This window comes from Shewanella sp. SM69 (assembly GCF_025653985.1).
Taxonomy (GTDB): domain Bacteria; phylum Pseudomonadota; class Gammaproteobacteria; order Enterobacterales; family Shewanellaceae; genus Shewanella; species Shewanella oncorhynchi.
This window is the reverse complement of the sequence record NZ_JAKKRV010000005.1, coordinates 262600-280229: the sequence shown is the minus strand read 5'-3', so window position 1 is coordinate 280229 and position 17630 is coordinate 262600. Positions and strand designations below refer to the sequence as shown.

Here is a 17630-nt window from a genome sequence, read left to right as displayed (position 1 = left end):
CATAACGATAAGGCAAGGCTCAATTTTCGCGACAAAGGGCAGCAAGTCTTTGCGTCTAAGCATTTTCTTTTTGATTAACTTGCCCGCTTTATCGACGCCAACAGCATGAAAAACAGACTTTGCGATATCTAAACCGATTGTAGTAATCTTCATAGGTGGACCCGTCCTCTTTCTGATGAGTTTTAGCGACTACATCGTGGCCCATTGCGAGGCCGATTTAAAGTGGATGGGTCCATTCCATTATCCATGCCTATCGACGTGCCGATGCGAGCCAAATGGCACCAGTAGAATATACAGGATTGATTTTTGCAGCCTTGTTAGGCTGGTGGATACTCGATGAAGAACTCAGCCTAGTGATTTTAATCGGTATTGGATTGGTCATTTTCTCATCCATATTGCCAAGCTACTGTGAGCTAAAGGCGAAATGGAAAAGCCGGCGAAGTTAACCTCGGCCGGCTCTTTAATTCGACATCTCGATCGCAATACAACTAAATCAATATGCCTTGTGCTTAGAAACGGAATTTACCGCCAATATACACACCATCTTCGAAAGTAAAATTGCGGGCATCATCGTATTCGAAGGCAATCTTGCGGTAACCAACATAAAGTGCCATGTTTGGCGTTATACGGTATTGCACTTTTGAGTCTAATTCATAATGACCATCAACATTGCCAAATGACAATACAGACGGTGCATAGTAAGCCGCGGCGTGCAGTGAAATATTGGGTCCCATTGATAGTGCATAACGACCACCAACAGAAACGGCACTGCCATTGGGTGAATAGTCAGACCAAAGCTGGCTTAACTGAGCACCGACCTCAAAGTGATGCACACCCGCATCATGAGTCATGTGCATTGCACCTTGAGCGATATGACCGCCTTCATCCGCATAGATATAACCCAAAACTGCGTTAGTATCTTTGTTCAATTGCAGTTCCAACTCAGTTGAAACCACATCGTTGTTCAACCCAAGATTAAATTCTGACGCATTCACTTGCAGCGCTGCTGCACTCAATAATAAGACACTTGCTACTCTGAACTTAGCCATAAAAAAACACCTCAATAATGACTGTGGGTAATAGCCGCGGATCATACCGAATAAATAAAGAAAATCAGCCTATTTGCGTATAAAGAGGGATTATTTGCGAGGAATATACAAATGTAAAACAAGATGAAAACACATTAAGATCTAAGTCTTTTCACTTGCAACACAATTAGACCGCAGGAGTACGATCGCCAACTAAAGACTGCATTATCGCTTCAGCATCGACATTAACGCTTAAAGCTAAGTAATACCAACCCACAGTATTTCCTGTGCCACGAATACTCAAATAATTACGCCAAAACTTAAAACCTGCCTTCAATAAATTAGCTTGACTCGACGTGTTTTCGGCGCGAATAGTGGCGTATAAAATCAAGATCCCCAAAGCCTTAGCCACTTCGATACGTTTTTGCGTTAAACCTTGAGCTATGCCTTGACGCCGATAATAGGGCGACACCACCAGATAACCCAATTCACCGACAGTGCCTTTATCGACAGTGCCTTTACCGGCTTTTATCGCGGCGCAACCGACAATCTCACCCTCGATAGTTTTCGCTAAGATCACCGCACGTGAATGGAAAAAGACCTGATGATCCAACGGATGAGCATTATCATCACGCCCATCAATTAATTGTGCCGCCAGTGCTAATTCTTCCGGCTTTTCACCTATAACAAACTGAATGTTATTCATATCCAGATTAAACCGTTAATGTTCCCAACATACGGTGAATGCACACCAAATTGCCGTGCATTCATCTTCCAAACTCACCCAAGAGCCCACGCTACAGATATAACAACGTCGCCATACCTAAGAAAGTAAAGAAACCCACCACATCGGTCACAGTCGTTAAGATCACTGAACCCGATAACGCCGCATCTTGATTAAACTTTTGTAACACCATAGGCACTATCACCCCAGCTATGGCAGCAACGGCCATATTAATCAATATCGCACAGCCAATCACTATACCTATCGTCGCTTCACCGAACCACCAGCCAGAGACTAAACCTATCACTATCGCCCACAAAAATCCGTTAACTATGCCAATGCCGAGTTCGTTTTTCATTAGCGAAAACAAGTTACCCGCCGAAATCTGTCCCATGGCCATGCCGCGGATCATTAGTGTTAGAGACTGGCTCCCCGCAATACCGCCCATAGAAGCAACAATCGGCATCAACACCGCTAATGCAACCACTTGCGATAGGACATTTTCAAATAAACCAATGGTCGCTGAGGCAAGGAAAGCCGTCAGTAAATTGATCCCAAGCCATACAGCACGGCGCTGAGCACCTTTCATAATCGGGGCGAACAAGTCGTCGGATTCATCCATACCCGCTGTTGCCATCAACTGCGCCTCATAATGCTCACGCACTAATGCCGTTGCGGTTCGTAGCGTCACACGGCCGATTAACTCTCCGGACTCATCAATCACAGGCAATTCAATTTCGCGGCTGTGCTCTATCGCTTCAGCCGCTTCTAAAAGACTCGTATCGGCGGATAACGCACGGCAGTCCTCAGACAAAAGTGAAATCAATAATTCATCGGGATTATGTTTAAAAATATCATAACGACGAACAGTACCTTGATACTTATCCAGATCATCAACGATAAACAAATTGTCGTTACAATCGAGCTCTATACGGCGAAAGAAGCGCTGCGCTTGAGCAACTGTCGCCTTATCACTGAGCACCAACATTTGATGATCGGTATAACGGCCGATTTCATTCTCAGAATATTGATCATAAAGTTCGAATCGTTGTCGCTGACGCTCCCCCATCTGAGCCAAGGCACGATCGGTAAAACTTTCAGGAAGATAATCACTCCACTCAATTAAATCTTCAGGGCTTAATTGCGCAAATAACAGATCCACTTCATTGTCAGGCATCCGCTTCAGGATCCCCATGCGTGGATCGGCACGCATCAGGCTCAGCACAGTCACTCTGTCAGCAAATTCAACTTGCTGCCAACGCTCATAACGCTCATCCAAGGGCAAGGACTCAAGCGCTAAGGCTATGGTTCCAGGTTCTGAGTCATTCAGAATTTCACTAAACACTTCAGCCTGTTCTTCGCCTTCAACTTCAGTGAGTTGTTGAACTACTTGCCCCACATCCGCTTGCATGTTTGTTTCGTATTCTGCGTCATTTTCTATCACACAGATGCCCTTTTCTTTAGCCACAAAATTGCTGTAACTATATTGATAATTAAGTAAATTAGCAAACCCACAAAATAAATTGCGCGCAATTATATTGCTGAAAATTATTTTAAGGTTTATGCTGTTTGGCTAAGATCCTACGGAGGTGAACATGACTACGAATATATACAGCCAATCAGCAACAGACATTCAAGGCAACGCGGTAAGCTTAGAGCAGTATCGGGGCAAAGTACTCTTAATCGTCAACACCGCCAGTGAATGTGGATTTACACCGCAATACAAAGGATTAGAAGCGCTATATCAAAAATACAAAGATCAAGGATTAGTGATTTTAGGCTTTCCTTGCAATCAATTTGGCGCCCAAGAAAAAGCCGATGAACAAGGCATTCAAGCCTTTTGTGAATTGAATTTTGGCGTGACGTTTCCGCTATTTTCTAAAATAGAAGTGAATGGCGAACATACGCATCCACTTTATCAATACCTTAAGAAAGCCGCTCCCGGCGTATTAGGCACTCAAGGTATTAAATGGAATTTCACTAAATTTTTAGTTAATCGCCAAGGCGAAGCAATCGAAAGATTTGCATCAACGACCAAACCCGAAGCATTAGAAAGTAAAATTGCTGCTTTGCTAAAATAATTTAATCACTATCTATTTGAAATCTTGCAATTTATAAAAATTTAGATTTATTTTAATTTTTTATGGAACTTTAACCGTACAAGGCCCCTCAAATGTATTGAACAGTGAATGTCTTTTTCATGTTCATCATCTCCCTGGGGCTTCTAGCGCAGTCCCCTTGACCTAGGAATAGGTCATTAGGCAACCATTAGGTTGCCTTTTTTTATCCCTTTATTTTATATGTAATATAAATGTAACAACTAAGTGTGGGCACTCAATATCTCTCAAAAACTTTTTTTGTCTTTTTTCTGATATCGGTGAACTTAATTAAAAATGGCGACTCTGAGTATAGGTAAGGATTAACGGATAAGATTAAATGCACCTTGAGAATGAAATATGTGAAGTCGCAGTTTCATGCACTCAAATGACACAGTTTCTGTTTTATCGCATTGAGTCGAATTGGTTGGTCGTTCATCATCATCTCCCTTTTGGGGCACAATAGAAAACACGCTAGCGCACTGAATTCTATTTGTATCCCGCACTGATTTCCTTGTGGCAACCTTAGGTTGCCATTTTTTTTGCTCAAATTTCAACAAGCGCTAACGCTAGCTCATAGATTAATAAATCTGGCATACGTTTAATTTTTATCCCCATGATTTCAATGTAAAACAAATGTAACACTTAAGTGTAAGCACTCAGTATTTCCCAGAAAAATGTCCCAGAAAATCTTTTTGAAACTTTTTGGGATTTTTTTTGATATCAGTGAACTTAATTAAAAATGGCGACTCTGAGTATAGGTAAGGATTAACGGATAAGATTAAATGCACCTTGAGAATGAAATATGTGAAGTCGCAGTTTCATGCACTCAAATGACACAGTTTCTGTTTTATCGCATTGAGTCGAATTAGTTGGTCGTTCATCATCATCTCCCTTTTGGGACACAATAGAAAACACGCTAGCGCATTGAATTCTATTTGTATCCCGCACTGATTTCTTTGTGGCAATCCATAGGTTGCCATTTTTTTTACCTAAATTTTTATAAGCTGAGTGATTTGTCCAATTGAACTTGAATCGAAGGATGGTAGCCTGCACGCGCCTTTGTATAGATGTCTTTTAATTCAGAGTGATATCCCGCAATTTGTAACTCAGCATAGAGTGGCCGCACAAATTTACCGCGTCCAATACGCACTAAATAGGCACTTAATGCCGGCAACACAGGATCATAATGATTACGAATCGCGACTCGAAACCAATCACAGGCAATTTCTGCATTAGTCGATTGGGTTAATTGGAAGGTTTCATCCAGATCCATCAATTGAACTTGACTAACGACTTCTGGTAATTGGGTCAGAAAATATTGCCAATGGTGCACTCGCCAATCTTTAACACTTAATCTGCCCGCTGCTGTTCCCTGTAGAAAACACGCCAGCGCATCATCGACTTTATCTAAACTCATGGATGTTGGTCCACAATAGCCCTTAGGTAAGCCTTCACCATAAATCCACGTTAATAGTTCAGCTTCAGTGATTTTATCTGCATGTAATTGCAGTAAAGTTTGTTTTGCGTACTCGACAAACACTTCGGTGGTAATGGCTTTAAACGCAAAATGATTCACATAAGTGAGTAAAAATTTATCAAATTCTACTCGCCCTAGCCTGCGCTCTAAATCATGGACAAACATCGAAGCCTTATCATAAGTAAAACGATTAAAGGCAAGATTAGGATCGTCCTGCTGCACATTAGCGGGTAAAGTTTGCTTACCCGTAGGCAAAGACGCGATTTCTTCTTTTAAGCGACCAAACTCTATTACCCATTCTAATTCTGCCTGTTCTTTGCCGTAGACAGCCTCGACAATACGGTTAGTAAAATAGGTCGTGAAACCTTCGTTTAACCAGAGATCACGCCAAGTCGCATTACTGACCAAATTGCCCGTCCAAGAATGCGCTAACTCATGGGCAACGGTTGACACTAAGCTTTTATCGCCAGCAATGAGTGTGGGCGTTAAAAAGGCTAAACGCGGATTTTCCATTCCACCGAATGGGAAACTCGGCGGCAAGATAATCATGTCATAGCGGCCCCATACGTAAGGACCTAACAATGACTCGACAACGTCGAGCATCTGTTCAGTATCTTCAAACTCTTTTGCCGCGGCCGCTAGCATGCTAGGCTCGGTATACACGCCGCATCTTGGACCTATCGCTTGAAAGGCAATATCACCCACAGCCAAGGCCATTAAATGGGTCGGAATAGGCTGTTCCATCTCAAAGTGAAACACACCATTAAGTGGCGTATCGGGATGATTCATCGCGCTCATAACGGCGCGCATGCCTTTGGGCACTTGCACCTTAGCATCAAAAGTGATCCGCGCCTTAGGCGTATCTTGTAATGGGATCCAACTGCGGGCATTGATCGGTTGCGATTGACTAAAGAGGTAAGGTAACTGTTTACCCGCGGTTTGCTCTGGCGCTAGCCACTGTAATCCTTGGGCGGACGGAGAGGTTTGATAGTGAATACAAACCTGCTTGCATGGAGATTCTGGTAACGTGATACACAATTTTTGCCCGAGGATGGGGTCAGCTTCATTAAGCACAAAGTCGAGCGGTTCATCATCCATTTCTGTTAATGCATTCACCCCCTCTATACCATTAAAGCAAGTCACAGCAAGTATGGTTAGATCTCGACTATCAAGCCAAAGCTCTGTTACATCACACTCAAGAAAATCCAAGGACAGCGTCGCTTTAGCGAAAAGACGCTGCGCGTCAAAATCCACCATGACATCCAAAGAGACATGGGTCACTTGCACTTGTTCGGTATTCGCAAAAGAATGGTAATCTCGGGTTAAATCCCAAGGGGCTACATCAGCTAACATACTCTTAGTTGGTTGCAACACTGTCGCCTCGATATTCAAGTTTTGAGCGGTATGTTCTAAATAGTGAGTTATGAGTTACCTTGCAGTGGTGACGGGCTTGATAACTTATCACTAATCATTGGGAGGTATTATCGACTGCAAATTTACTCAGAGGCAAATCGTAACTGAGCTCTAGAGCTCCTTAGGAACAAGTTTTTTGTAACAGTTCATCTTTGGGTCTAGGTACCGAGTTTGCAATAAGCTATCTCTAGCTTGCTGGATTTATCGGTAGTCACAGTAGAAGCAGCTAAAATTGAGACGTGCAAACTTGGCAAAAATCGAGTCAGCCTCTTTTTATAAAAACAAAATGCAAAATTATTTAAAATATTTCGCACTTTCCCTGAACTAATTTGATGATGCTGAGTCAGATATTATGAACCGAATCTTTGTAATGAGTTTCTTCGTTCATCATCATTCTCCTTTAGATGGTTTCTAGCGCGACCGTCCCAAGATTCCGAATTGGAATTTACAGCAACCTACTTAGGTTGCTTTTTTTATGTCTTTAATTTGGTCTAAATCCGACATCATCACACATTTAAAACCACAAAAACAAAAAGGACCTCCTAAGAGGTCCTTGATTAACAAGCCGTTTGGCTTACAAGCGAATACCTACTTGCTCTAAATCCTTAGCAACTACGCTATTAGGCACTGGCACATAGCCATCTTTCTCTACCACTTGCTGACCTTGCTTAGACAACACATAACGCAGGAATTCTTTTTCCATTGGTGCTAAGTCTTTGTTTGGTTGCTTGTTCACGTAAACGTATAAGTAACGTGATAGTGGGTAAGTACCATTAGCCGCGTTTTCAGCTGTAGCTTCGATAAACTCATTGCCTTTCTTAGCGATGGCAACAGCTTTAACACCTGCAGTTTTGTAACCGATACCTGAGTAGCCAATCGCATTCAAAGATTGAGAAACAGATTGCACAACAGAAGCTGAACCAGGTTGCTCGTTTACGTTAGCTTTAAAGTCACCTTTACAAAGCGCGTGCTCTTTAAAGTAACCGTAAGTGCCCGATACTGAGTTGCGACCGTAAAGTTGAACGTCTTTGGCAGACCAGTTACCGTCTAAGCCTAAATCGCCCCAACGTTGGATGTCACTGCTACCACATTTGTGAGTTGAAGAAAAAATGCCATCAACTTGCTCAACGCTTAAGCCTTTGATTGGGTTATCTTTGTGCACGAATACGGCTAAAGCATCGATAGCTACACGAATCGCAGTTGGTTTATAACCAAAATGCTTTTCGAACGCTTCAACTTCATTAGGCTTCATCTTACGGCTCATAGGACCGAACTGTGAAGTGCCTTCAGTCAACGCTGGTGGCGCAGTAGAAGAACCCGCCGCTTGGATCTGAATGTTGACGTTAGGGTACATTTGTTTAAATTCTTCTGCCCAAAGTGTCATCATGTTGGCTAAGGTATCTGATCCTACAGATGATAAGTTGCCAGATACACCGCTCGCTTTTTCATAAGTAGGCAGAGATGGATCAATCGATGCCATCGCAGTGGCAGAGAATACACCAGCGGCTGTTAGAGTAATCGCGCCGACAAGCTTTTTCAGTTTCATTATGTGCTCCAGTAGTAAGCTAACTAATTTGTAACTTAAGTTTCTTCAGACGCAGCCAGTATCAATCGCTACAATGACAATTCTATGTCCGTGATATGACACTTAAATGACAATGCACTATTTATCGCTTTTTTCTGTCATTAATACCAATCACATTAAATATCTAATCAGTTCAGAGCCTCACAGGCATTTCAATCCAAGGCGCATTGATGCAGAAATAGTTATTCCCTTTTAAGTCAATGCAACACCGGAGTGGGATGCTTGTGTGGCTCCCGAAGGGCGGCTGATGTTAACGGCATGGCAACGCGCTTTATACTGCGTTTAAGGCTTTCGACAGAGCACCACTCTGCCTTCAAGCCTTCGCCTTGTCTAAAGCGCGTTGAATCCCCGCTGAATGAACAGATATTTAATACTATTGGTATAATAAAGACTCAATAAACCTAGAAACAAAAACAGGCCCTAATGGCCTGTTTTTATTTCTAGATTTATTGTAAATATTTCACTCACACATACTATTTCTTACGTTCGATAAGATGCAAAGGGATAATAAAGCTAAAAGTACTGCCTTTACCGACTTCACTGCTGATTTTAAGCTTACTGTGATGGTGGTTAAGCGCATGTTTTACTATCGCTAAACCTAAACCACTACCACCGGTTTGCCTTGAGCGCGCACTGTCTACCCGATAAAAGCGTTCCGTTAATCGACCAATATGCTGAGCCGCAATACCTTCACCCGTATCCGTTACGCTAAAGATGGCACCCGTAGCCACACTGCACCACTGCACTGTAATTTTCCCGCCAGGTTCTGTGTAACGAATCGCATTAGAAATCAAGTTAGAACAGGCACTTCTCAGCTGCAATTCATTGCCGTGAGAATCAAGTCCAGGCTCACAATAGAAACTCAACTCATACTTATCTTGTGCCAGCGCCTTAGCTTCCTCCTTGAGCACCTCCATCAACTGCGTCATATTCACAGTGTTTTCGAGGTTAATATCCGCCGCATCTTCAATTCGCGATAACATCAATAGCTGTTCGACCATAGATTGCATTCGTCGTGTCTGCTGCTGCATCAATGCTAACGGCTTGACGTTCATCGAATCAGGTTCAGCCATGCTTTGCATCATTTCGAGGTAACCCTGTAGCACAGTGAGCGGCGTTTTTAATTCATGCGACACATTCGCGACAAACTCTTTTCGCATTCCCTCAAGCTGACGTATACGAGTGATATCCCGCGCAATTAACAGTAACTGCCTGTCACCGTAAGCCATGATACGGATTTCAAGCAAACGCCTATCCGATACCGGCGAAGGTAACTCCAGCGGCTCTTTGTATTGTGCGGATTTAATGTAAGCAGAAAAATCAGGATGACGAATTAAATTATCGATTCGTTGACCATTATCCTGTGGCCACACAAAACCGAGAATGAGTTGCGCTAACTTGTTACACCATAAAATATTATGCTCTGAATCAAGCACGACAGCGGCATCGGGTAACGCCTCAGCACCTTGACGAAATCGTGCCAGCAGTGCGGCCAGTTGACCGACTCGTCGACGATTCTTCCCTTGAAGGCGATAAATACCGTTAAATACACCTTCCCAGCTCCCACTGCCCTGCGGCGGCGTGAGTTTTCTATCCCGCCATAACCAAAAGTTAAGCCGTGATAATTGTCGGTAATGCCAGCAAACTAACCCTAGCGTGCCGATAAAGAGTATCCAGAGAAGTTTCCCTACCAATAAACCTATTAGCGCGCAAAGCAGTAGATATAAACCTAAGCGCGTAAACAACCGATACCCTGAATAAGAGTCAGACATAAATAAACCCAAACATCAGGCTAAATAAGAGGAGCACAAGATAGCGTAAAAGCTAACTTGTGCCTAACAGTTATTCAGCACTAAATGCGTGTAGAGAAACGATAACCAGCGCCACGAACCGTTTGGATCAAGCGATCATGACCAGACTCTTCAACGGCTTTACGAAGGCGTCTGATATGCACGTCAACGGTTCTGTCTTCAACATACACATTGGTGCCCCACACATTATCGAGCAGCTGTTCACGGCTGTAAACACGCTCAGGATGGGTCATGAAAAAGTGTAATAAACGAAATTCGGTTGGGCCCATATCTAATACAGTTTCACCCACACTCACCCTGTGACTCACAGGATCGAGCATTAAGCCCTGTACATCAATGGTTTCTTCTAAACGAGTCGGTGCACTACGACGCAATACAGCTTTAATACGTGCGACCAGCTCTTTAGGGGAAAAAGGTTTAGTGATGTAATCATCGGCGCCAACTTCGAGGCCTTTGACTTTATCTTCCTCTTCACCGCGGGCGGTTAACATAATGATCGGAATTTGGCGCGTAAACTCATCTTGCTTTAAGCGTTTCGCCAATTGAATACCACTTCCGCCAGGAAACATCCAATCCAATAAAATCAGATCGGGGTAAGGCTCCTTTAGCAGCGCAATGGCCGAATCAAAATCTTCCGCCGCAGAGGTGGTAAACCCATGCTGTTCCATTACAAAAGTCAGCATCTCGCGGATGGCCAACTCGTCTTCTACTATCAATATCCTTGCAGTCATAAGTGATTTTCTGTCAGTGAATGTCAACACGGCTATTATTAGTCATTTTTATTACAAATTTATGAATAAGTGCGCCGCTTGAGCCATATAGTAGTAATATTTGTCATAATAAGTTTATATAACTGTTTGTTTATAGCAATAAAAAAGGAGGCTATATGCCTCCTTAATTGAGCTTTAATGCTAGATTTAGAATTTGTGTTCTAAGCCAACACCAATGTATTTGTCATCATCTGTAGACGCTTCTAACGAACGGTTCGTGTAGAAAGCGAATAGTTTAGTTGGCTTACCTAAGCTGTAGTCTGCACCTACCGACCATGAATCACCAAGTTCTTCCATATCTTGGAACTGAGCTTTTAAAGTAACAGCATCGATATCATAGGCAGCGCTTAATAGATAGCCGTTAGCACTTTCTGCAGTGACTTCAACTGGCATCGACGTTGCAGAATCAAATTTATAGGTTTGTTCTTGTTGCTGGTACATACCACCCAGTTTAATACCGGCTAACTTAGCTTGTAAGCTGGCACGAACAATCTCATATCCAGACACATCTGAGTCATAGGCAAGAGATGCATAAACGGGCGTTTTCTTCAGTTTCGCATCACCATACATGGCCGCTAAGCTAAAACCATCTTGAGCAAATTGACCTTTTACATCATTTCCTTCGGCAACATAGGTAACACCGAATACAAAATCACCAAAGGAAGGCGTAAGGTAAGTCGCCGTTTGAGCAGCGCGAACTTCACCCTTGAACAGCTTACCTAAGTCACCTGAAAGGTCGTTAAACTGATCAACATCACCTTGAGAAATTTTCAACAAGGTATCATTACGACCCACAGAGAACGAACCAAATGCGCCTTTCAAACCAACAAATTGGTTACGTGCAGTAAAGTTATCGCTTGATGCTGCACCTGTATCAACTTGATATTCCACTGTGTAGAAAGCTTCCAGCGAGCTAGACAGCGCAAAATCACCCTTCACACCAAAACGAGAAGCATTACTTTGAATAGTTGTTGTAGCATCACCTTTCTCATCATTTGATTGAGCAGTGACATTCAACTTACCATAAACAGTCAGTGGCTCAGCGGCATTAGCTGAAGCCAGAGTTGCAGAAGCTAGCGCAGAAGCAAGTAGAGTTTTACAAAAAACGTTCATCATTTAATCCTTTCGACGTTATGTTCGTCTTGGTTATTGGTTTGGAACGACCGAAAGTTTGCAATGAATGTGTTTCAATTTTATTTCAATTGTGACCATTAACGTTGGCGAGCAAAAAAGCTGACGTGAAGCCAGGCACAAAACCCAGTAAAAATGCAGGCTGCAGCTAAGCTAATTATTATGTTACAGTTTAATGAATTCTGATCCTCAGTTAAAAATCAGCTATTGAACACAGGTTTACCCCGTCCAAACTATGCCGTAAACTGCCACTTTAATTTTCAATGGGCGCCTCTTATGTGGTTTAAAAATCTTACTCTTTATCGTTTCAATAAACCTTTTGCCGTCGAAACCGAAGCGCTAGAAACTGCGTTGGCCGATTTTACTTTCTCCCCCTGCTCAAGCCAAGATGTCAGTAAATTTGGTTTCTCAAATGCGTTAGGCAAAAAAGGCAGTTCTTTGGTCCATAGCGCTGACAATCGTCATCTGATCTGCGTGACTAAAGAAGAGAAAATTCTGCCAGGCCAAGTCATCAAAGAAGCCTTAGAAGAAAAAGTGGCTCTCATTGAAGATGAAGAAAATCGTAAACTGGCGAAAAAAGAAAAAGATGCGCTAAAAGATGAAATCATCACTAGCCTACTCCCACGCGCTTTTTCGCGCCGAAGCCAAACCCACGCCTTGATTTTACCTGAGCTAGAAATGATCCTCGTTGATAGTTCAAGTGCCACTAAGGCCGAAGAATTATTAGCGCTATTACGTAAAGCTCTCGGCAGTTTACCTGTGATCCCACTGAGCTTTAAAGCGCCAGTCGAATCCAATTTAACTGAATGGTTAAAACTTGGCAGCGCGCCATTACCCTTTGAAATGCAAGACGAAGCCGAGCTAAAATCTGAAGCTGATGAAGGCGGAATTGTGCGCTTTAAGCAGCAGGATTTGAAAGAAGACGAAGTGTTAGCTCACTTAGCAACAGGTAAGCAAGTACACAAGTTAGCGCTGCATTTCGGCCAATCGATTGCACTATTATTGCAATCAGATGCCAGCGTGAAGCGCCTTAAATTCTCTGAAGAATTTAGAGCAGGGAACGATGAAGTCGGCACTGACGATCCTATGGCTCGTTTAGATGCAGACTTTGCCCTAATGGGCAGCGAGTTAGTCGCCTTGATGCATGCACTCGTGGCCGCCCTTGGTGGACTCGAAGACGCACAAGTTTAAGCAAAACTCGTTAAGCAGACGAGATCTGCAACTCGCTTGTTAGACTGAGCCGTACAAGATAAGAAAAGGCGCCTCCATCAAAATAATGGTTGCGCCTTTTTTATGACGATTTTACTTTAGGTGGCTTTAAGACAAAGGCATTTAGATGCTAAATATGAAGTCATAACCACATTAAGCTTTAGTCGCTAACTCGCCTTTATTGTCAAACGGCCAATCAATGCCTAACCAAGTCTTGAAGAAAGCTTTTTGCTGTTTAGTCGCTTTTGCATCCCCCTTGAGCACTAGCTTACCGCTTTGCTGCTCGCCAAGGATGAGCTGTACTTGCTTGATTTTATCGTTGCTAAATAATATCACCTCTACACTATCGCCAACCTTAAAGTCTTTGATGCGCTTATAGAAACCCGCAGCAGTCACCTTGAGACCATTAATCGCCAATACTTCATCCCCCGTAACTATGCCCGCTTGCCAAGCAGGACCATTACGCAACACTTGGTCTAACACTAAAGAGCCATGGGTACTGCTCAAGGTCATTCCCGCAAATGCCTCAGCTTTTGAATCTTTACCATAGGACAGATTTAACCCTGCCTGTGATAATAATTCTGGGAAATCTAAACTCATGGGACTATTCACATTGGCTTGCCACCAAGACGCATAATCTTTGCCAGATAAGTCTTTAAGAATGTACTGAACATCACTAACACCATAGCCTTTTGGTACGCGATGATCTTGATATAAACGACGGTGCACATCGCGATATGAATACTTAAGCTCGGAGTCTTGCAGCAATGAAAAATCTAAGGCTAAAGAGGTTAAGTAGCCCTCTGAGTAAATATTTACACTGTGGTTAATGGCATAATCGCCACCAATACTGCTCCACTCCCCTGCACTCGCCTCTGCCACAGATTGAGTTTCACGACCCGGATTGAGTTGGTTTTTCTCGACGCGCTTGGCTAAATCTTCGAGGAACTCTTTAACTGTTATGACTCCAGCCCGCAACAGCAACTGATCTTGAAAATAACTGGTAGAACCTTCAGCCATCCACAGTAATTCCGTCATATTTTCATGTTGATAATCATAGGGAACTAATCCCTCGGGACGATAAGCCTTCACGTTCCAGGTATGAATAAACTCATGGGATGCCGTGCTAATAAAGCGCAGGTAGTCCTTGCGTTCACGGAAACTAAAGCGCGGCAGTTGAATGACAGTAGAGTTTAAATGTTCTGTCGCGCCACTGGCACCACTCGTTGCATGCACCATATACACGTAACGATCAAAAGGATAATCATCCCAAATCACCTTAGCTTGACCGCTTAAGGCTTTAAGATCTTTCACTATCGTATCAGTGTCATAGTTACCTTCCCCCCAAAACACCAATTCATAGTTTTTACCATTAGCACTAAATTGTTTATGGGTACTCACACCAGTTTCAATCGGGGAGTCGATCAACACATCATAATTAGGGGCAATAAAGGAATGAGCGGCCTTACCCGATGACATCCCAGAGTAACTTTGCCAATTTTTAGGTACTTTTAATTCTACGGATATTGGTTCAGAGCGAAATTGCGGACTGTACATGAACACACCGCTAGCATCTAAATAGGCATGGCTCGCGTCAATATGGCGCACCCTTTGGCCTAATTCATTAGCATACAATTGATAACTGACGGTAACACGGGTTGGCTGCGTGAGCGCCACTTGCCATTCACCGCTCGCGGTGCGCTTCCATTGCAGTTCATGACCTTGACTATCTTTAGCACTAAATCAGCGCACACCATCGGCCAAAGGCAATACTTGATATTTGCCTGTCCGCCACACAGGGAGATTCACCGTAAAATCGTTCGTCTTCACTTCAGGAAAAGTGACACTCACTTGGGCAATATGGTGTTCGGGTTGAATAAGGTCGATTTGGTATTTCACATCGGCCAATACTTGACCCGAAAATAATGCGCTCAATATCAAGATTGATAGTCTGTTGGGTTTCACTCTTGCTTCCTTCTGTTATTATGCTTCTTATGATTTTTCCAAGTATAACAAGTCGATGTAGCATCCTCATTAGGCGCTAACAAAAGCTAACAAAATAAGTTCCTTGACTAAAGGAATGAGGAATCACAGTTCAAATGCAAAAACTCACGGTTATTATATTTACTCTGTTGCTGTCACTGCCTTTTACAGTCCAAAGCCGAGATCTCGAAGCGGATGAGGTTGAGTTAAGAGAATCACCGCAGCAAATGTATGATGCGCTCAACAAAACGATTTCCTTTCCCCTCGCATTTCAAAACCGTGACCAATTTGAGCGCGCAGCCCAAGAGCAAGGCTACAATCCACTCGAATTTGAACAGATTTTGTATTTACTGGCCCGCCTCAATATGGAGCCAAACGTTAAAACCAAGGTCGATTTTCAAAACGCAAAAAGCTTGATTGAACTCCTATCGACTGCGGCGCAATCGCCCTACGAACTTGCCATGGTCGCCATGTTAAATGGCCGTTACCTTGGCCGTACTGAACAGAAATATCAAGAAGCGATTGGTCTTTATAATGAAGCGCTCACCCGCATCAACGACAGCTATGACATCGAAGCATTAATTCTTAAACACAATATTCATGAACATCTAGGTGGCTTACATTTATTGATCCGCCAAGAAGTGCCTGCACTGATGCACTTCCACACATACCGCGACATTGCCTATAAACTCAGAAACGATTACTTAATCGCGGCGGCTGAAGCGAGGCTTGGCTTTTATTACAATTTTAATCAGCAGCTTACAAAATCATTACAGCATTATAGTGAAGCGATTCGGATCTCCAATCGTTCTAATTACCCATCAATGAAAACCAATCTGCAATTGCAACTTTCTAAAGTATACCGTGACTTAAAGCAGTGGGATGAAGCGCTTAAAAACGCTCATGAAGCCGCAGCTGGCTTTAAAAAGATGGGCAATGACACTTATCTTTCAAGTTGTATGACAGTGATCGCTATGGTCTATGGCGAACAAGGGGATTGGCATAAAGCGATTGATTACTACCTAAATGCCCAGCAATTAGATGCAAAACGCGGTAACTACATCGCACAGGGGCTTAATTTCCATAATTTAGGACAAGCCTACTCAAATATTAAAGACAATGTTAACGCCCTAAAATATTTACTGATGGCCAATCAAATATTCAAAGAAAAACAAAGCCATCACTATCAAGTTTATAACGAACTCTTAATTGGTGAAATCGCCCAAACCAACCAAGATTGGCCGCTGATGATGACCCATGCCGATATCGCATTAGCACTCGCAGTCGATTTAAAACTGGTCGATGAACAAAAATCCGCACTCACACTTATCGCCTCGGCGGCGCAAAAATTAGGTGAATTATCAAAAACCATCGATGCCCAAGCCCGTATTATTGAGCTAAGTAAAAAGCCAGCTGAGACAGATAAAGACTCCCCTGTGTCGGCCTCTGCCCTTGCAGAGCAACAGCTTAAACTTGAGCTCAACATGCTACAGGGAAAACTCGTTGAGACAGTGAAAGAAAGCAACAACACTCACACGCTACTGCTCATTTGCAGCCTTATTGCCGGACTCTTGCTGCTCGTGATTATTTTCATGCTACAAAATCGTCGCAAAATAATGGCTAAAAACGCGGCATTAACTCAATTAACGCTACAGGAACCCTTCACTCACAATTTAGGGTATGCCGCATTATTAGCGCACTTAAGCCATAATAAAAGTCAGGAATCCACAACGGCACTCGCGATTATCGCCTTCCCCACCCAACTTACGGCGGATCTGGACTCTGGCCAATATTTTAGTGATGCAGTAACAGCGCAAATTGCCAATCATCTAACGGATGCACTCGCAGCATCTGTTTATGTGGTACGCCAAGGGGTATTTGCGGTTCGTTTCACGCAACCTATTGAGCCGACACAAATACTCAGCCAAGTACGCCTGAAACTCGATCAACAGCAAATCACACATCATTTCCGTCTTGGCTTTGCACATTTGCCACTTTTAGCAAAATCAGAAATTAAAATGGCAGCGAAATTAAAATTTGAAACAGTGCAGATGGCGCTTGCCTGTGCCCGTAGTTTAGATGGCAATAACGACTATTATGTCGCTCTCAGAGCCCTAGACTTTGTTCCTTTGAGCTTATTTGCAAACCCGTTATTTTTGCACCTTGAAAAAGGCATTGAGCGTGGATTAATCAGATTAGAGACCAACGGCAATAAAGAGGATATTCGCTGGCCTTGCTGGGAAAATAACCAAGATAGGCAATTATTGGAAAATATTTGATCAATATCGGTAATTAATCACAGAGTCACAGGCAAATCGCATTTGCACTCTACGCCCAGTGTTATAACATTAGTATCATATGAGTTAACAGCTAATCTGGACATAGGATTGTCATGTTTTT

Annotated in this window: 11 protein-coding genes and 3 pseudogenes; 4 read left to right on the top strand and 10 right to left on the bottom strand. The window is 43.0% G+C overall.

Going from position 1 to position 17630, the window contains the following annotated elements; translation table 11 throughout:
• A pseudogene (locus tag L5M37_RS09855) lies at positions 1 to 153 on the bottom strand (IS110 family transposase); the annotation flags it as partial.
• Positions 154 to 224: 71 nt separating this feature from the next.
• On the opposite strand from L5M37_RS09855, the pseudogene L5M37_RS09850 reads away from it, so the two are divergent.
• Positions 225 to 446 (top strand): annotated as a pseudogene (locus tag L5M37_RS09850) (EamA family transporter); the annotation flags it as partial.
• 63 nt (positions 447 to 509) lie between these two features.
• Here the strand turns inward: L5M37_RS09850 and L5M37_RS09845 are convergent.
• The 3 genes from L5M37_RS09845 to L5M37_RS09835 form a co-directional block, all read right to left on the bottom strand.
• Complete coding sequence (locus tag L5M37_RS09845) at positions 510 to 1049, bottom strand: YfaZ family outer membrane protein (RefSeq protein ID WP_028760670.1); 540 nt, start codon at positions 1047 to 1049, stop codon at positions 510 to 512.
• 166 nt (positions 1050 to 1215) lie between these two features.
• Positions 1216 to 1734, bottom strand: a complete 519-nt coding sequence (locus L5M37_RS09840; RefSeq protein ID WP_263200300.1) for a GNAT family N-acetyltransferase — start codon at positions 1732 to 1734, stop codon at positions 1216 to 1218.
• Between the two features lie 91 nt (positions 1735 to 1825).
• A complete protein-coding gene (locus L5M37_RS09835; protein WP_028760672.1) occupies positions 1826 to 3196 on the bottom strand; it encodes a magnesium transporter in 1371 nt (456 codons plus the stop codon).
• Between the two features lie 151 nt (positions 3197 to 3347).
• Between L5M37_RS09835 and L5M37_RS09830 the strand changes: the two genes are divergently transcribed.
• Entirely contained in the window at positions 3348 to 3833 is a 486-nt protein-coding gene (locus tag L5M37_RS09830; protein WP_106651117.1) for a glutathione peroxidase, read from the top strand.
• A 1015-nt stretch (positions 3834 to 4848) separates the two neighbouring features.
• Here L5M37_RS09830 and L5M37_RS09825 read toward each other — a convergent pair.
• From L5M37_RS09825 to L5M37_RS09805, 5 genes are all read right to left on the bottom strand, one after another.
• Positions 4849 to 6702 carry a M1 family metallopeptidase gene (locus L5M37_RS09825; RefSeq protein WP_263200298.1) on the bottom strand — a complete coding sequence of 618 codons (1854 nt, stop codon included), beginning with the start codon at positions 6700 to 6702 and terminating at the stop codon, positions 4849 to 4851.
• Between the two features lie 613 nt (positions 6703 to 7315).
• The gene (locus L5M37_RS09820) at positions 7316 to 8287 is read right to left on the bottom strand and encodes a PstS family phosphate ABC transporter substrate-binding protein (protein WP_113941039.1); all 972 of its coding nucleotides are present in this window, start codon (positions 8285 to 8287) and stop codon (positions 7316 to 7318) included.
• A gap of 512 nt (positions 8288 to 8799) precedes the next feature.
• Positions 8800 to 10098 carry a phosphate regulon sensor histidine kinase PhoR gene (gene phoR / locus L5M37_RS09815; protein ID WP_105249762.1) on the bottom strand — a complete coding sequence of 433 codons (1299 nt, stop codon included), beginning with the start codon at positions 10096 to 10098 and terminating at the stop codon, positions 8800 to 8802.
• An 80-nt stretch (positions 10099 to 10178) separates the two neighbouring features.
• Positions 10179 to 10868 (bottom strand): phosphate regulon transcriptional regulator PhoB, encoded by a 690-nt coding sequence (gene phoB, locus L5M37_RS09810; protein WP_006085167.1) that lies wholly within the window; start codon positions 10866 to 10868, stop codon positions 10179 to 10181.
• 186 nt (positions 10869 to 11054) lie between these two features.
• Entirely contained in the window at positions 11055 to 12023 is a 969-nt protein-coding gene (locus L5M37_RS09805; protein ID WP_168823290.1) for a porin, read from the bottom strand.
• 291 nt (positions 12024 to 12314) lie between these two features.
• Between L5M37_RS09805 and rdgC the strand changes: the two genes are divergently transcribed.
• Entirely contained in the window at positions 12315 to 13229 is a 915-nt protein-coding gene (gene rdgC, locus L5M37_RS09800) for a recombination-associated protein RdgC (protein WP_113941038.1), read from the top strand.
• Between the two features lie 171 nt (positions 13230 to 13400).
• Here the strand turns inward: rdgC and L5M37_RS09795 are convergent.
• Positions 13401 to 15212, bottom strand: a pseudogene (locus L5M37_RS09795) (M61 family metallopeptidase).
• 134 nt (positions 15213 to 15346) lie between these two features.
• Here L5M37_RS09795 and L5M37_RS09790 point away from each other — a divergent pair.
• Positions 15347 to 17509: a tetratricopeptide repeat protein gene (locus L5M37_RS09790; RefSeq protein ID WP_263200296.1), complete on the top strand. Its 2163-nt coding sequence runs from the start codon at positions 15347 to 15349 to the stop codon at positions 17507 to 17509.
• The last annotated feature ends 121 nt before the right edge of the window (positions 17510 to 17630 follow it).

Excerpts from the sequence above, each read along its gene's own strand:
- L5M37_RS09820 (WP_113941039.1), bottom strand. The coding sequence starts at position 8,287 with ATGAAACTGAAAAAGCTTGTCGGCGCGATTACTCTAACAGCCGCTGGT.
- L5M37_RS09805 (WP_168823290.1), bottom strand. The coding sequence starts at position 12,023 with ATGATGAACGTTTTTTGTAAAACTCTACTTGCTTCTGCGCTAGCTTCT.
- L5M37_RS09840 (WP_263200300.1), bottom strand. The coding sequence starts at position 1,734 with ATGAATAACATTCAGTTTGTTATAGGTGAAAAGCCGGAAGAATTAGCA.
- phoB (WP_006085167.1), bottom strand. The coding sequence starts at position 10,868 with ATGACTGCAAGGATATTGATAGTAGAAGACGAGTTGGCCATCCGCGAG.
- L5M37_RS09830 (WP_106651117.1), top strand. The coding sequence starts at position 3,348 with ATGACTACGAATATATACAGCCAATCAGCAACAGACATTCAAGGCAAC.
- phoR (WP_105249762.1), bottom strand. The coding sequence starts at position 10,098 with ATGTCTGACTCTTATTCAGGGTATCGGTTGTTTACGCGCTTAGGTTTA.
- rdgC (WP_113941038.1), top strand. The coding sequence starts at position 12,315 with ATGTGGTTTAAAAATCTTACTCTTTATCGTTTCAATAAACCTTTTGCC.
- L5M37_RS09790 (WP_263200296.1), top strand. The coding sequence starts at position 15,347 with ATGCAAAAACTCACGGTTATTATATTTACTCTGTTGCTGTCACTGCCT.
- L5M37_RS09845 (WP_028760670.1), bottom strand. The coding sequence starts at position 1,049 with ATGGCTAAGTTCAGAGTAGCAAGTGTCTTATTATTGAGTGCAGCAGCG.